Raw genomic sequence first — 16,296 nt, 5'->3', positions numbered from 1 at the left:
CTGGCTATGCGTGTCATTGATGTGCTTAAAGAAAATAAGTGGCGGGCGCTGACGGGTTTTATTTTTAAGAGCCTTGAAGCCATCTTAGAATTATTGGTGCCGTTTTTAATGGCTCATATTATTAATTACGGGATTCATCCAGGAAATTTGGACTATATTAAGAGCCGGGGGATTTTCTTGTTTATTTTGCCTCTGTGTGGCTATCTCTTGGCCTTAGTCTGCCAATGGTTCGCTTCCTTAGTCTCCCAATCCACGGGAAGCAAGTTGCGGTCTCTTTTGTTTGACCAGCTTAACCGCTTGGACCTGCAGCAGAGTCAAAGTTTAGGGTCAAGTTCGATTGCCAATCGCATGATTAATGACACCCACAATATCCAGGTCTGTATTGCTATGGCCATCCGTCTGGCTTCGCGTTGTCCGGTCCTATTGGTCGGTGCCATGGTCATGTCTTTTATTGTTAGCCCCCAGCTTGCTCCTATCTTTATTCTGGGCGGTCTAGTTTTGGGAACAATTCTTTCTCTTATTACCTTGGCTTCTAACCGCATCTTAGCCGGTATCCAAAAAGCTTTAGACTATTTGGGTCAACTTTTTGCTGAAAATTTATCAGGGATGCGAGACATCCGGTCTTTCGCCAGTCAAAAGCGTGAAGTCCAGCGCTTCGAAGAGGCTAACCGAGACTGGAGGAAGCAGCAGGTTGCCTTGGCCCGGGTTCAATCGCTGGCCAATCCTGCTAGCCTCTTTGTGGTTAATTTATTGATCGCTCTTATTCTGTATTTTGGCGGGGGACTAGTGAACCGAGGGGCCTTCCAACAAGGCGAAGTGATTGCTCTTGTCAATTATATGAATACCATCCTTCTAGCCCTTAATGTCTTGGTCCAGGTGCTTGTAATGATTAGTCGGGGGGTAGCTGGAATCCAACGCGTGGATGAATTGCTAGCTCTTGAGCCAAGTATTGTAGATCCTGTGCCCAATCACCGCTGCCCCGTACACCTAGAAGAACCAGCACTTGCTGTTAAGATCGACCAGCTAAGCTTTGCTTACGGACAAAAAGCTGTACTTAAAAATATTAATCTAAACTTAGCGCCTGGTGGCTTCTATGCGATAGTAGGTCCTACGGCGGCAGGGAAAAGCACTTTGATTCATTTGCTTGAGCGTTTTTATAAGCCGTCAAGCGGTCAGATTTTTTTGAATGGACAGGATACCCAAGAGATGGCCCTTACTGAGCTTAGACAAATGATCAGCCTAGTCCCCCAGCATGCCAGCCTCTTGACCGGGACGATTCGTTCTAACTTGCTTTTGGGCAGGGCAGATGCGACAGATGAAGAGCTCTGGCGGGCCCTGGAAGACGCCCAGGCCGCTCACTTTGTCAGCCAGCTTGATGGGGGCTTGGATGCTCCGGTTAGCCAGGGCGGGAAAAATTTCTCAGGGGGCCAACGCCAGCGCTTGACAATCGCTCGCGCCCTGGTCAAGGAGGCCGGACTTCTTATCTTAGATGACGCACTGAGCGCTCTTGATTTTGCCACCGAGGCTCGGATTCGTTCGACCCTTGCCCAAAAATCAGCTAGTGTCTTATTGGTTTCCCAACGCTTAGCCTCAGTGCTTGAAGCTGACCAAATTATCGTCTTAAACTATGGCCAAGTCGAAGCGGTTGGAAAGCATGATGAGCTACTTGCTCAGAGTCCTAGCTATTATGCCATGGCCAAGTCACAAAAATTAGTAGAAGGAGGCGAGTCCCTTGCTTAGGTCTTTACGTGCACTTCTATCTTATTTAAGGCAGGAGAGCTTAAGCTTAGTCTTTATTCTTATTTTGGCTAGCCTATCCGTAGCCTGCCAAATTTTGATTCCGATTCAAATCGGTGAAGCGGTCAACCAGGTCCTCGGCAGGGGGCAAGTCTATTTTTCTGGCTTATACCAGCAGCTGGCTTATCTCTTGGTCAGTGCCGGTCTCGCCGCCCTCTTTATGTGGGGGCAAAACCGACTGATTAACCAGCTGAGCTACCGACTTATGGGCCGTTTGCGGATTGATCTTTTTAAAAAGCTGCAAAAATTGCCCTTGAATTTTATCGCCCAGCATGCCCATGGTGACCTAGTCAGCCGAGCGATTAATGACGTGGATTTGGTGGGAAATGGTTTGGTCCAAAGTTTTACCAATTTTTTCTCCGGTCTAGCAATGATTATAGGGGTACTAGTAATGATGCTGTCTATCCATGTTCGCACAGCTTTAATTGTCATTGTTCTGACACCTTTGTCGATTGCGGTGTCCAGTTTTATCGCCAACCGCACCTATCGCTTTTTTCAGACCCAGTTAGCTTTGCGCGGCCAGCTCCATGCCTATACAGAGGAGCTCGCAGCTAACCAGCTGCTCGTCAAGAGCTTTCAGTATGAAGGCCAGGCGGAGGAAAACTTTAGTCAGCTCAACCAAGAACTCCACGAATCCGGCATTTGGTCCCAGTTTTACGGTGCCCTAGTCAATCCTTCAGCCCGAGTGGTCAATAGCTTAGTTTATGGGGCAGTCGGGCTCTACGGTGCTTTTGCAGTTGTTTCCGGTCAACTATCGGTGGGGATCTTTTCCAGTTTCCTCGCCTATGCTAACCAATACAGTAAGCCTTTTAATGATATATCCGCGGTGGTGAATGAGATGCAGACAGCTCTCGCTGCTAATGAGCGAATTTTTGACTTGCTGGGAGAAGAAGAGGCCGGCAATTCTTACCAAGTTGCTCAGATCCCTACTTTTAAAGGGCAGCTTAGCTTTGACCAGGTCGCTTTTTCTTATCAGAAAGAGCATCCATTGATTGAAGACTTCTCCTTAGAAGTTCAAGCAGGGCAAACAGTTGCTATTGTCGGACCAACCGGAGCAGGCAAGTCAACCTTGATTAATCTCTTGATGCGCTTCTATGAGCTCGATAGTGGGCGTATCCTAATTGATGGGGTGGATAGCCGCCAGCTGGACAAGAACTATCTGAGACAGCTCTTCGGAATGGCCCTGCAAGATTCCTGGCTATTTGAAGGGACCATCTACGACAATATTGCTTACGGCAAGCCTGACGCGACTTATGAAGAAGTGATTGCAGCAAGTAAAAAAGCTCGCCTCCACCCCCTTGTCCAACAGATGGACCAGGGCTATGACAGTCCCGTCCAAGTCGCTGGAGCTAACCTATCTTCTGGCCAGCAGCAACTAATCTGTATTGCCCGCATCCTGCTGACGGACTTTAAGATGCTTATACTCGATGAAGCAACGAGTTCCATCGACAGCTTAACGGAAGCCTTGGTCCAAGAAGCTTTTGACCAGATGATGCAAGGGCGGACAAGTTTTGTTGTCGCCCACCGCCTATCCACCATTCAGAATGCCGACGTGATTCTCGTCCTTGACCAGGGGCAAATCGTTGAACAAGGTAAGCATGAGGATTTACTCGCCCGCCAAGGCTTCTATTATCAGCTCTATAATAGTCAGTTTAGCCATTTCAGTAAAGAATAGAACAGACAAAAAGCCAGGTCAATCAGCTTATAGGAAGTGATTGACCTGGCTTTTGTTATAGCTTCTAAAAGCTTACAGATTATTTCTCTAGGATAGTTTTGTTAACAACATTAAGGTCTTCATCTAAATCGTAAACGATAGGTTCACCAGTTGCAATTTCAACTGAAGGAATATCTTCGTCAGAGATGTTTTCTAGGTATTTCGTAATGGAACGGAGGCTATTGCCGTGTGCCACAACTAAAACATTTTTGCCTTGTTTTAATTCAGGAGCAATGTGGTCTTCCCAGTAAGGTAGGGTACGGGCTAGGGTATCTTTTAAGCATTCGCCAGCAAGCAGACGGTTTTGGTCTAAGTCAGCATAGCGTGGATCATCGATGCCTTCTTCAGCTAATGGTGGGCGAACATCGAAGGAACGACGCCAAATGTGGACTTGTTCATCCCCATATTTTTCAGCAGTTTCAGCTTTATTTAAGCCTTGTAAGCCTCCATAATGACGTTCGTTTAAGCGCCAGTTTTTGTTGACGGGTAAGTAGAGACGATCCATTTGGTCTAAGACATTATAAGTCGTTTGGATGGCACGTGATAACATGGAAGTATGAACCGTGTCGAATTCAATACCAGCTTCTTTAAGGTCTTGACCAGCCTTTTGAGCTTCTTTAACCCCTTTTTCTGAGAGGCGAGGGTCTAACCAACCTGTGAAAACATTGGCTAAGTTTAATTCACTTTCGCCGTGACGGATGAAAACTAATTTCATTATAAAATTCCTCCTAAAAATAATTAATGAACAAGCATTATTATTCACCAAAGCAAGTTTTGCTTTGCTATCCTATATTTTACGCTATTTGCCGATGAGGGGCAAATGCTTTTGCAAATATCCATTAATTAAAAGCGCTTCCATAAAATATTATTAAATTTTAATAAATTTCCACGTGAAAAGTGTAGCAATCTGTTTGGTAAGCTGTTATAATTAGAGACAGATCTGTTATATTGTGAAATAAATTACAAAAGGAGATGAATTTATAATGGATACGACTAAAGCATGGAAAGGCTTCACTGGTAAGAAATGGCAGGAAGAAGTTAATGTTCGCGATTTTATCCAAAATAACTATACAGAATATACGGGTGACTCTTCATTCCTAGAAGGGCCAACTGAAAATACTACTGAATTATGGGATCAAGTGATGGACTTAACCAAACAAGAACGAGAAAATGGTGGTGTTCTTGATATGGATACCAAGATTGTATCAACTATCACCTCTCATGATGCAGGGTATCTTGATAAAGATAAAGAAAAAATCGTTGGGGTTCAAACTGATGAACCGTTTAAACGTTCCTTACAGCCATTCGGTGGTATTCGGATGAGTGAACAAGCTGCTAAATCTTATGGCTATGAAGTTGACTCTGAAATTTCTCATATCTTCCGTGATTGGCGTAAGACCCACAACCAAGGGGTATTCGATGCTTACACACCTGAAATGCGTAAAGCTCGTCACAACAAGATCATCACTGGTTTGCCAGATGCTTATGGTCGTGGTCGGATCATCGGTGACTACCGTCGTGTTGCCCTATACGGTATTGACTTCTTAATGGATGAAAAATTACAAGAATTCAACGATGGTGATGGCATGGATATGTCACAAGATGTTATCCAACACCGTGAAGAGTTATCTGACCAATACCGTGCTTTAATTGAATTAAAAGAACTTGGTAAGACATATGGCTTTGACTTAAGCCGTCCTGCAGAAAATGCTCACGAAGCTATCCAATGGTTATACCTAGCTTACCTAGCTGCCGTTAAGCAACAAAATGGGGCTGCAATGTCATTCGGACGTACATCTACCTTCTTGGATATCTATATCCAACGTGACCTTGAAAACGGAACTTTAACTGAAGTTGAAGCGCAAGAACTCATCGACCACTTAATCATGAAATTGCGTATCGTTAAATTTGCACGTACCCCTGAATATAATGAACTCTTCTCTGGGGACCCAACTTGGGTAACTGAATCGATTGCAGGTATGGGCTTAGATGGACGCTCCTTAGTAACTAAGAACAGCTTCCGTTACCTACAAACCTTGAAGAACATGGGTACAGCTCCAGAACCAAACTTAACTGTTCTTTGGTCTAAAGACTTACCAGAAGGCTTCAAGGAATTCTGTGCGGAAATTTCAATTAAGACCAGCTCTATCCAATACGAAAACGACGAAGTTATGCGCCCACAATACGGTGATGACTATGGTATTGCCTGCTGCGTGTCTGCTATGGAAATCGGTAAACAAATGCAGTTCTTCGGTGCCCGTGCTAACTTAGCTAAGACTTTACTTTATGCTATTAACGGTGGGGTAGACGAAATTTCTAAAGTACAAGTTGGCCCTCGTTATCAACCAATTGATAGTGAATATCTCGATTACGATGAAGTTATTGACAAGTTCGATGATATGATGGACTGGATCTGTAAACTTTATGTGAATACTTTAAATGTTATCCACTACATGCATGACAAGTATTCTTATGAAAGTCTTGAAATGGCTCTCCATGATTCTCATGTTAAACGGACCATGGCAACTGGTATTGCTGGTTTCTCCGTAGCGGTTGACTCACTTTCAGCAATTAAATATGCAAAAGTTAAACCAATCCGTGATGAAAATGGGGTAGCTGTTGACTTCGAAATTGAAGGCGACTATCCAAAATATGGTAACAACGATGACCGTGTTGATGAAATTGCGGTTAAACTCTTGAAGAAATTCATGACTAAGATCCGTAAGACACCTACTTACCGTGGTTCTGTCCATACAACTTCTATCTTAACCATCACTTCTAACGTCGTTTATGGTAAGAATACAGGGTCAACTCCTGATGGTCGTGAAGCCGGTGTGGCCTTTGCACCAGGGGCTAACCCAATGCACGGACGTGACTCACACGGCGCCTTAGCAAGTCTTTCATCAGTAGCTAAATTACCATACACCTACTCAATGGACGGTATCTCTAACACCTTCTCAATCGTACCTAAGGCTTTAGGACGTGATGAAGAAACTAAGATTGATAACTTAGTGTCCATGTTAGACGGTTACTCTAAACAAGGTGGCCACCACTTAAACATTAACGTCTTCGACCGTGATACCTTGCTTGACGCGATGGATCACCCAGAAGAATACCCACAATTAACCATCCGTGTATCTGGTTATGCGGTGAACTTCGTTAAATTGACTCGCGAACAACAATTAGAAGTTATCAACCGGACCATGCACGAAGGGATGTAAGCTCGACGACTTAAGTAATGAAATGAGGAATCATGATGACAGAAACAATTGGCTATGTCCACTCTCTTGAAAGTTTTGGTTCTGTAGATGGTCCTGGGATTCGATTTGTTTCCTTCATGCAGGGCTGTCGCTTAAGATGTCAATTCTGTCATAACCCAGATACTTGGAAGATTAATGCGGGAACGCCTTATACGGCCGAAGAGCTCTTCCGAGAAGCTGTCAAATATCAGCCGTATTGGGGGAAAAAGGGTGGCGTAACCGTTTCTGGGGGAGAACCATTATTACAGATTGATTTCTTAATTGAATACTTCAAATTGTGCAAAAAACATGGTGTTCATACAACTCTGGATTCTTGCGGGGGCCCTTTCACCCGCGAGCCAGAGTGGTTGGCTAAGTTTGAGGAACTTTTGGAATATACAGACCTGATCTTGATGGACGTGAAGCAAATCAATCCTGAACGTCACCTCAAGCTAACGACAGCGCCTAATAAGAATATCTTAGACCTCTTCCGCTTCTTGCAGGAAAAAGGTCAGCCTATCTGGATTCGCCATGTCCTCGTACCAACTCGGACGGACTTTGACGAAGACCTGCAGGGGCTCTCTGATTTTATCCAGAGTCTAGGTGATATCGTTAAAAAGGTTGAAATCCTTCCTTACCACACTATGGGAGTTTATAAGTATCATGAACTCGGTATTCCATATAAACTTGAAGGTGTGGAGCCACCAACAGAAGACCGCGTAGCCAACGCTAAACGTATCCTGAAAGTCGATGACTACCAAGGCTACCGGTCCATGTAATAGCTTTGGCCAGCATCCTGGTCAAAGCATCTCAACACCCCCAAACAAGTCTCTCGAGGCTTGTTTGGGGGTGTTTTTATCTTTTGATATGCTCTTTTTTGCACACTTTTGCTTTAAAATGATAAGAATATTAGTTAAAATCAAAGATTTTCCTGAAAAAATCAAACAAATTGATAAATATCTGCTATAGTTAATAAGTAATGAATTTGAAATGGGAGGAATTTAATGGAAAAAGGTAAATTATTTTATGGTTGGTGGATTGTCCTCGGGGCCATCTTAATCCTAGCTTGTATGGGACCAGCCTCTGTCGCAGTGGCTAATCTTTTCCAACCACATGTGGTTGAGGAGTTTGCTATTGCTAATAGTGCTTTTGCAATTGTGAATTCAATTGTTTTAGGCATGGGGATCTTTGTATCACCCTTTGTCTCTCAAATGTTTGCTAAGCGTGGTAATTTTAAACGTTTTTATTTGATTGGTATTCTAGTTTATGCCATTGCTTATGGTTTGTATGGCTTTGCACCAAATATCTATGTTTTTTATTTCTTATCTATTTTTGTTGGTTTTGGGTACACAGCCACGACTATTATTCCAGTATCAATGCTGGTTAATAATTGGTTCGTCAAATCAAAAGGGACCGCCTTAAGTCTATCCTTCGCTGGCTTAGGTGTTGGTGGTATTATCTTTAGTCAATTACTCACTTTCTTGATCCAAGAAATGGGTTGGCGGATGTCCTACTTGACTTATGCCATTATTATGCTGGTTGTCTGCTTGCCTATTGTTCTCTTCCTCTTTGTTGAGAAACCAGAAGACAAGGGCCTCCATGCTTTAGGAGCTGGGCAAGTTGATCAAAGTTCTGAAGAAACGACCAGCCAAGCTGGGGTTAATTTACCGATGACAGAAGTTGTTAAGAAGCCATTCTTTATCATGCTTCTTATTGGGACAGCCTTCATTGGTATTTCGAATAACGGGGGCCTAGGACAATTCCCACCGGCCGTTCAAAGTTTACACGGTGCTGAAAAGATGGCCCTCATGGTTTCCATCTACTCTGGTGTTGGTATCCTAGGTAAATTGATCCTTGGTATAGTTAACGACAAATTTGGTGTACGGCTAGCGACGATTTATGCTTCTGCTCTTTGCACCTTGGCCTATCTCCTGATGATGTTAGGGGCTAATTACAGCTTTGTTCTCATCATGTCTGTACTATTCGGCTTAGGGAATGCGATCGGTACGGTCTTACCGCCACTGATGGCTTCAGCTATCTTTAGCTCTGAAGACTATCCTAAGGCTTATGGCTACATGCAGAGCGCCTTGATGCTCGGGATGACTTCAGGCTCACTCTTAGCAGCAACAATCGCTGATGTCAGCGGTTCTTACAACTATTCATGGCTTACTTTAGCTATCTTGTCGATCTTGATGGCTGTTCTTTGGGTAGGCGCTTATCAACGGTCACAAAAATTTATGACCAAATAAGTTACATACGAACGAAAAAAGCGTAACAGCTTTGTAGTGACCCTCAAAAGTTAGATTCTTAGTCCAACTTTTTGGGGTTAGCATACTTAGCTAGTTACGCTTTTTTTTGGCATTTTAGGCTGGGGTCAACGTTTAGGCCTTTTCTGCCTTATTGGCTAGGATCGCTTTGACCACTTTCAAGCGGGTAAATTCTTCCCTTTCTTTTTCTTCCAAAGCTGAGGAGATAGCTACTTGGGCATCTTCTAGCTGTGGAATGGTAATATTTTGCAGGGCATTGACCCGCTTTTGCGTTTTTTGAATGTTATTCGCTAAACGATAGGCTGAGTTTTCAATTTCAGCTAGTTTAACTTGGAGCTCTTTGACCTTTTCAAAGGCAATGCGGGCTTGGTCAACAGCAATGCTGGTATCAAAGAGTGAATAATTGGGTTCAAGTTTTTCTTTAGGCAGCCGCGTCTCAGGGATCTCTGTGCCCATAACGCTACGGATCTTGATGTCCAGGGCATCGGAAATAGGAACACCATAAGCGGCTTGTTCGACATTAACCATGCCAATCTCACCGGTAGCAATACTCAATTGTTTGTAGGCTTCGCCATAAGCGGCCTTTAATTTTTCTTGGATTTGACTGGCTTCTTTAGATAAGGTCATGATTTCGTTCATGAGAATCATTCGCTTGCGGTCCATCAGATTATAACCGTTGCGAGAGAGTTTGAGCGATTTTTCAACCTGCATCAAGTTACCCCGAGTAGGGGAAGCATTAATATCCATTAGGCCTCACCATTTTCTTCACTTTCTGGCTCATGATCGCTGGAGTCATAGTAGCGGTCTAGAATCTTGGTATCCATTCGGTTCAATTCTTCACGTGGGAAGGCCCGCAGGAGTTCCCAAGCTAGGTCTAAACTCTCTTGGATCGTCCGGGTCTCATCAGCAGCTTGACCGACAAATTCTTCTTCGAATTTTTCACCAAATTCCAGATATTTCTTGTCAATATCAGATAGTTCTTCTTCCCCAATAACGGAGGCTAGGCTCCTGGCTTCCGCGGCACCTGAATAAGCGGCGAAGAGTTGGTTGGCCACATCTTCATGGTCTTCTCGGGTATAGCCTTCACCAATTCCGTCTTTCATCAAACGCGATAGGGAGGGAAGTACACCGATTGGAGGGAAAATATTCTTACCGTAGAGGTCACGGTCCAAAACGATTTGTCCTTCCGTAATATAGCCGGTTAAGTCAGGGATAGGATGGGTGATATCGTCATTGGGCATAGTTAGAATAGGAATTTGGGTCACTGACCCCTTGCGACCTTGGACGATACCGGCCCGCTCATAAATGGTTGCAAGTTCAGAATAGAGATAGCCAGGATAGCCCTTACGTGATGGGATTTCTTGCTTGGCAGAAGAAACCTCACGTAAAGCCTCACAGAAGGAGGTCATGTCAGTTAGGATGACTAGGACTTGTTTGCCTAAGTCGTAAGCTAAGTATTCCGCTGTGGTTAGGGCAACCCGGGGTGTGATCAGACGTTCCATGGCCGGATCGTCTGCCGTATTGACAAACATGGTCACATGGTCAAGAGCGCCACTTTCTTCGAAGGATCTTTGGAAGAAATCGGCAATATCATGCTTAACGCCCATGGCTGCAAAGACAATAGCAAATTCTTCATCACTGTTATCCCCTAGTTTGGCTTGTTTTACAATTTGGGCAGCTAACTCATTGTGGGGCATCCCGTCGCCTGAAAAGATAGGTAACTTTTGTCCCCGAATGAGTGTCATCAGGGTATCAATTGCGGAAAAGCCCGTCTCAATATAGTTCCGAGGATAGATCCGTGAGACAGGATTTAAGGGCGCTCCATTGACTTCACGAGAGAGATTGGAGTGGATAGCTCCAAGGCCATCGATTGCTTCCCCAACCCCATTGAAGACCCGTCCTAGGATTTCTGGTGCAAGTTCAATCTCCATCCCATGTCCGCTAAAACTAGAGTGCGTATTATCTAAGGACATGGAGGTGGTGGCATCAAAAACTTGAACCATAGCGCGCTCGCCTTCAATAGCGATGACTTGACCTTTTTTTAATTCACTGCGGTTGACGCGAAAGTTCACAATGTCACCATAGGCGGCACCACGTACGCCATCGACGACAACAAGAGGACCGTCAATGGACGCTAAACCGAGATATTCTATTGGCATTTATATTCCCCCTTATCCGTTTTGTTCGATAGCTTGGTCATAGAATTGGTCGATGCTTTGATAGTAATGATCAAAGGCATCCAAGTTATCATTAGCTACATTAAATTTCATATTGATGACTTCATTAAAGATGGGTGACTGTTGGAGATAGGACATCGGCATCCCCCATTGGATCAGTTGTTTGGACCGGTGGTGGAGGTAGAGGATGACGTCCAGCATCTTAGCTTGTTTTTGAATAGGTACATCCCCATCAATCTCATGGAAGGAAGACTGTTGGAGAAAAGCTAAGCGAATAACCTTAGCAGTTTGTAGGACCAATTTTTGGTGGTCCGGTAAGATATCTGACCCAATTAACTTCACGATTTCGTTGAGTTGGTCTTCCTCGTGCAAGAGGGCCATCATTTCAGCCCGGTTTTTGATAAAGTCTTCACTGACATTTTTATTATACCAACCGGACAATTCATCCACATACTGACTGTAGGAATTCATCCAATTAATGGCGGGATAGTGGCGGGAGTGGGCGAGGTTAGAATCTAGCCCCCAGAAACAACGGACAAAGCGCTTGGTGTTCTGGGTCACAGGTTCGGAGAAGTCGCCCCCTTGAGGTGAAACAGCACCGATGATGGAGACGGAACCGTTTTGGTTGTTCAAGGTTTCCATATCGCCAGCTCTTTCATAGAAGGTGGCAATCCGACTGGCTAAATAAGCAGGGAAACCTTCTTCGGCTGGCATTTCTTCCAGACGACCTGAGAGTTCCCGCAAGGCTTCCGCCCAGCGTGAGGTGGAATCGGCCATAATCGCTACATCATAGCCCATATCCCGGTAGTATTCTGCAATGGTTAAGCCCGTGTAGATAGAGGCTTCCCGAGCCGCTACCGGCATGTTCGAGGTATTAGCAATCAGAACGGTTCTTTCCATCAAGGGTGCGTTAGTTCGTGGGTCAATCAACTTGCTGAAGTCTTCAAGTACTTCTGTCATTTCATTACCCCGTTCGCCGCAACCAATGTAGACAATCACATCGGCATCCGCAAATTTAGCGATCTGGTGCTGCATAGTGGTTTTACCTGTTCCGAAACCGCCTGGGATAGCAGCCGTCCCACCTTTAGCAATTGGGAAGACACTATCAATAATCCGCTGTCCAGTGAGGAGAGGTTTAGAACTTTTTAGCCGGTTGGCGACAGGCCGAGCTTGGCGGATGGGCCATTCTTGGAAGGCCTTAATTTCTTGGATAGAGCCATCGAAAGTCTGCAGCTTGACCAAGCTATCGCTAACTCGGTAGCTACCACTTGGGACGACTTCAGTTACTTCACCAATCATACCGGAGGGGACCATGACTTTGTGGACTAGTGACCGGCTTTCTGGAATTTCAGCAATGATATCTCCACCGCTAACTTGGTCACCCACTTTAACGAGGGGGTTGACCTCCCATTCTTTGCCTTGGTCTAAGGCATCGACTTGGACCCCGCGTTTAATGTAGAAACCTGTTTGCTTTTCAATTTCTTTAAGTGGACGTTGGATCCCATCATAAATGTTGCCGAGCATACCTGGGCCGAGGGACACTTTGATTGGCATGCCTGTTCCATGGATGACTTCACCTGGCTTCAATCCCTCGGTTTCTTCATAAACTTGGATAGTGGTGTAGGCTTGGTCGATTCGGATCACTTCACCAATTAAGCCTTGTTCACCGACATAAACCATTTCTTGCATGGAAAAATTGGTTTTTCCTTTGACCCGGACAATTGGACCATTGATTGCATAAATCACGCTAGCCATTAATTAATCACCTCTTTAATTGTAAAGTTCTCATCTTCTAAGTTAAGCAAAGTCGAGAAAGAGTAGTCGAGGAGAATATTCCGTTCCCGCATGACCCCTCGAATGCCCCCGGTGAAGTCCCGGTCTGATAGGGTAATGTCATGTTGGACTGCTTCTTTTAGCTCAGCTTGTAGGTTGGCGTCGGATTGGTCGAGATAGATATCGCATTTCTCGCCTTGGGCAAAGTCCAGGATATTCTTGACGACTTCTTTAAGCTGGTCCAGATAGGCTGGACTTTCCTTATAAGTTTGAATGGCTGCTTCAAATTCTTTAAAGAGGGCTTCTTTTACTTTGTTCTCGCTCAAATAGAGTTCTCTTTGTTGCTTGATTTGTAGTTCGGAAATTTCTTTATTATATTCTTTATGGACAGCTTGCTTATTGGCTTGCAATTGTTCATCAAAGTCTTGGTCAGTCTTTTGGATGAATTCATTGAAATCAGCCTCTAAGGTTTGGCGATATTGGTCGACTTGTTCATCCACATGCTCTTTGACCTGGAGCTTAACTTCTTGGTTGAAATAGTCAATTTTTTCATTTAATTCCAAAGGGGACACTCCTTACTAGATTGATATACCAATTGCTTGACGGATGGTCTTGGCAATTTGATTTTCAGCTGTTTGGAAATCTTTGGGACCTTGTAATTCGACAATCAAAGGCGTGGCTTGGTTAAAGCGAACCTCGTCAATGATTTCTTGATTGGCTTCTATTAAGGCAGGGGAAATCATTACAATGCCGTAGTCTTTATCCTTGATGACTGCGTCAAAGTTGGGACGAAAGTCTTTAGTTTCTTGAACAAGCACCCCATCAATTCCCGCCAAACGCATACCCGTTAAGCTATCGAGGTTATCACTAATGACGTACTGTTTCACAGGGTAGATCTCCCTCCTAGAGTTGACCTAAAATCATAAAGGAAATAATCAAACCGTAAAGAGCCACACCTTCGGCCAAGCCGACAAAGATTAGAGAACGACCAAAAATTGAATCGTCTTCACTAATAGCACCAAGGGCTGCACTGGCTGCACTCGCTACGGCAATACCGCCGCCGACGCATGACAATCCAGTTGATAGGGCAGCTGCTAAGTAGCCGAGGCCGGTTGCTAAACCATCGCTAGCTGCAGCTGTTTCTGCCGCTTGGACACTTTCGGGGTGGTAGGCTAAGATCAAAGCAATAGCAACACCAGAGACAAGGGTTAAAATATTGCCTGCCAGCGTCTTCTTGTAACGATTACGGGAGGCTTTACCAGAGAAATAGTAAGCGAAAGGAAGGACAAAAGCTAGTACAAAAGTAGCAGTGAGGGTTACTTTAATCATCATTTCAATCGTCATTTATAAAACTCCTTTTTTTATTCGATATTGTTCCAAATACTTTTAAATTCAATGCCGTTACCTTCATAGAAATGACTAAAGATTTCATAGAATTCTAGCCGGAGCACTTGGATGAAGACAACGAGCCCTTCAAAACCCACCACAAATAGGTTGCCGAGAATGAAGACGAGCCAGTTGACATGGTCTAAACCTGCTTCTGCATTTGCAAACATGAGGACAACTCCCATCATCGCACCGTGGCTTAGTGCAAAAGCACCGACCCGGACGAAGGAAATGGTATTTGAGAAGTAAGTTAAGAGGGTTTCGAAACTTTCAAAAAAGATTGAAAGTAGGCTAATGACTAGTCCATCTTGGCCTTGGTTTTTTTGCTTCAAGATAAAGTTTTTAATTTGTTCATTGAAGGCAATGGTGATAAAGCTTAGGGCTAAGATAAGTAAGAGCAGGCTTAGGGCTGGGATAGCATGACCGCTCATATACATCACAAGCATGAAAACCAGGATACCGTAGAAGATGAAACCGGCTATCCCATTGCGGTCGAGGATGGCTTTAAGCTTCTCGCCGTTCTTAAGGCGTTTTTGGATGTTTAAGAGCATGGTCATTAAAATCAGGAACATCCCGAAGGCCACTGATACGATGAAGACGGTATTCAATTGCCCAAAGAAAGGAACCTGGGTCATGGCTCCCATGGGACGCAGCCAGATAGCTTCTAAGACATCTTCAAAGCCGAAGATAGTCCCGTAAAGAAAACCGAAGATCATCGATGATAAGCCGATGGGGATAAACATCTTAGCCAAAGCAAGTTTGGGCTGTAAGAAACCGATGAAACCGAGCAACATTAGAAGAATGCCGTGTCCAACATCCCCAAACATTGCCCCAAATAGTAGCGAATAGGTAATTGCGACTAACCCCGTTGGATCCATCTCGTGATAGTTAGGGACACCGTACATGCGCGTGATCAATTCAAAGGGTCTTACGAAAAAATTGTTTTTCATTTTAGTTGGAGGGGTCATGCTGGAAGAGGAGTCTTTCTCGTCTTCAATGTACATGGTGACTTGGTCATCATGCGCTACAGCATCCTCCAAGCTCTTTGTTTGGTCGCTAGGCATCCAACCAATCAACAAGTAGCGGGTTTCTTTTTGGGCAAATTCTTCTCGCGTAATTGCGGCGTATTTTCTGACACCGTAAGCTTGGGAGAAGTCCCGTAACCGGTGTTTGGCTTTGATTAGGCCATTGATATAAGGCTTAGTGAGGTCATGGAGCCGGCGTTTGGATTGGTTAATTTTTTGTTCCAGGATACCGAGCTCTTGGCCAAGGTCATCCACAATCTCTTGGATGGTCCCGCTGCCTTCGGGTAGGCGGATTCGTTCCCAAGCTAGGGAATAGTAGAGGGCATCTACCCGCTGCCGGGCTTCTGTGGTCGTAAAGTATACGCCATAGACATAGTCCGCTAATTCTTTCGATTCAACGAAGATGGAGGGAACCATGGCATCAATATATTTTTTGAATTTGTAGAAATTTTCTTTGGTAAAACGACCAAAGCGGAATTTTAAATGGGTCATAGCCAGGATGTCTTCGAGTGGGTAGTCGATACCGGTAAAGGGTTTAAAGGCATCATAGTGGTCCTTTAATTCTTGGTAGGAAGCCTCATAGCTCGCAAGCTCTTGGCGTTCACCTGATAATTGTTCCTCGGTTTGCTCGATGAGGTCCTTGACGCCTTCGAAGGTCAGTTGGTCGTCGCGCATATCGCGGTAGGTTTCTTCTTTGTAGTTGGCATTGGCTAAAAGTTTATCCACCCGGTCTTCCCAAGGTTGGTAAGGATTAGGGGAAGTATAAGACTTTAGGGTTTTAATTTCGGATAATTCTTTTAAGGCATTCACTAAATGGACATCATAGTGACTGAGATACTGGTCAGCCATGCGGTCAATGTCATCGCGTGGGCCAGTGATGTTCACTAGATTCATCTGTGTGATCATCTATTCAGACTC

Annotated in this window: 13 protein-coding genes; 5 read left to right on the top strand and 8 right to left on the bottom strand. The window is 44.5% G+C overall.

Going from position 1 to position 16,296, the window contains the following annotated elements; translation table 11 throughout:
- The first annotated feature begins 6 nt into the window (after window positions 1-6).
- Together QP860_RS01965 and QP860_RS01960 are read left to right on the top strand one after the other, a co-directional pair.
- The gene (locus tag QP860_RS01965; RefSeq protein ID WP_070616957.1) at window positions 7-1,740 is read left to right on the top strand and encodes an ABC transporter ATP-binding protein; all 1,734 of its coding nucleotides are present in this window, start codon (window positions 7-9) and stop codon (window positions 1,738-1,740) included.
- On the top strand, window positions 1,733-3,472 hold the full coding sequence (locus QP860_RS01960) for an ABC transporter ATP-binding protein (RefSeq protein ID WP_284912078.1): 1,740 nt from the start codon (window positions 1,733-1,735) through the stop codon (window positions 3,470-3,472). Before QP860_RS01965 ends, QP860_RS01960 begins: the two co-directional genes overlap by 8 nt.
- A 79-nt stretch (window positions 3,473-3,551) precedes the next feature.
- Here QP860_RS01960 and gpmA read toward each other — a convergent pair whose 3' ends face one another.
- Window positions 3,552-4,229, bottom strand: a complete 678-nt coding sequence (gpmA, locus tag QP860_RS01955; protein ID WP_067976620.1) for a 2,3-diphosphoglycerate-dependent phosphoglycerate mutase — start codon at window positions 4,227-4,229, stop codon at window positions 3,552-3,554.
- A gap of 265 nt (window positions 4,230-4,494) precedes the next feature.
- Between gpmA and pflB the strand changes: the two genes are divergently transcribed.
- The 3 genes from pflB (at window position 4,495) to QP860_RS01940 (ending at window position 8,999) form a co-directional block, all read left to right on the top strand.
- Window positions 4,495-6,732: a formate C-acetyltransferase gene (pflB, locus tag QP860_RS01950; protein ID WP_284878559.1), complete on the top strand. Its 2,238-nt coding sequence runs from the start codon at window positions 4,495-4,497 to the stop codon at window positions 6,730-6,732.
- 32 nt (window positions 6,733-6,764) lie between these two features.
- The gene (gene pflA, locus QP860_RS01945) at window positions 6,765-7,529 is read left to right on the top strand and encodes a pyruvate formate-lyase-activating protein (protein ID WP_141744561.1); all 765 of its coding nucleotides are present in this window, start codon (window positions 6,765-6,767) and stop codon (window positions 7,527-7,529) included.
- A gap of 225 nt (window positions 7,530-7,754) precedes the next feature.
- Window positions 7,755-8,999 carry an MFS transporter gene (locus QP860_RS01940; RefSeq protein ID WP_070616961.1) on the top strand — a complete coding sequence of 415 codons (1,245 nt, stop codon included), beginning with the start codon at window positions 7,755-7,757 and terminating at the stop codon, window positions 8,997-8,999.
- Between the two features lie 132 nt (window positions 9,000-9,131).
- Here QP860_RS01940 and QP860_RS01935 read toward each other — a convergent pair whose 3' ends face one another.
- The 7 genes from QP860_RS01935 to QP860_RS01905 are packed head-to-tail and all read right to left on the bottom strand — an operon-like array spanning window position 9,132 to window position 16,284.
- Window positions 9,132-9,764 carry a V-type ATP synthase subunit D gene (locus QP860_RS01935; protein WP_070616962.1) on the bottom strand — a complete coding sequence of 211 codons (633 nt, stop codon included), beginning with the start codon at window positions 9,762-9,764 and terminating at the stop codon, window positions 9,132-9,134.
- The gene (locus QP860_RS01930) at window positions 9,764-11,176 is read right to left on the bottom strand and encodes a V-type ATP synthase subunit B (protein WP_070616963.1); all 1,413 of its coding nucleotides are present in this window, start codon (window positions 11,174-11,176) and stop codon (window positions 9,764-9,766) included. Before QP860_RS01930 ends, QP860_RS01935 begins: the two co-directional genes overlap by 1 nt.
- A 12-nt stretch (window positions 11,177-11,188) precedes the next feature.
- Entirely contained in the window at window positions 11,189-12,949 is a 1,761-nt protein-coding gene (locus QP860_RS01925) for a V-type ATP synthase subunit A (protein WP_284912077.1), read from the bottom strand.
- Window positions 12,949-13,530 (bottom strand): hypothetical protein, encoded by a 582-nt coding sequence (locus QP860_RS01920; RefSeq protein ID WP_070616965.1) that lies wholly within the window; start codon window positions 13,528-13,530, stop codon window positions 12,949-12,951. Before QP860_RS01920 ends, QP860_RS01925 begins: the two co-directional genes overlap by 1 nt.
- A 15-nt stretch (window positions 13,531-13,545) precedes the next feature.
- The gene (locus QP860_RS01915) at window positions 13,546-13,854 is read right to left on the bottom strand and encodes a V-type ATP synthase subunit F (protein ID WP_070616966.1); all 309 of its coding nucleotides are present in this window, start codon (window positions 13,852-13,854) and stop codon (window positions 13,546-13,548) included.
- Window positions 13,855-13,870: 16 nt separating this feature from the next.
- A complete protein-coding gene (locus QP860_RS01910) occupies window positions 13,871-14,311 on the bottom strand; it encodes an ATP synthase subunit C (protein WP_083272349.1) in 441 nt (146 codons plus the stop codon).
- A gap of 17 nt (window positions 14,312-14,328) precedes the next feature.
- Window positions 14,329-16,284: a V-type ATP synthase subunit I gene (locus QP860_RS01905; RefSeq protein ID WP_284912076.1), complete on the bottom strand. Its 1,956-nt coding sequence runs from the start codon at window positions 16,282-16,284 to the stop codon at window positions 14,329-14,331.
- Window positions 16,285-16,296: the final 12 nt, after the last annotated feature.

This window comes from Aerococcus sp. UMB1112A (assembly GCF_030230715.1).
Classification (GTDB): Bacteria; Bacillota; Bacilli; order Lactobacillales; family Aerococcaceae; genus Aerococcus.
This window is presented reverse-complemented; position numbering and strand designations above follow the sequence as displayed.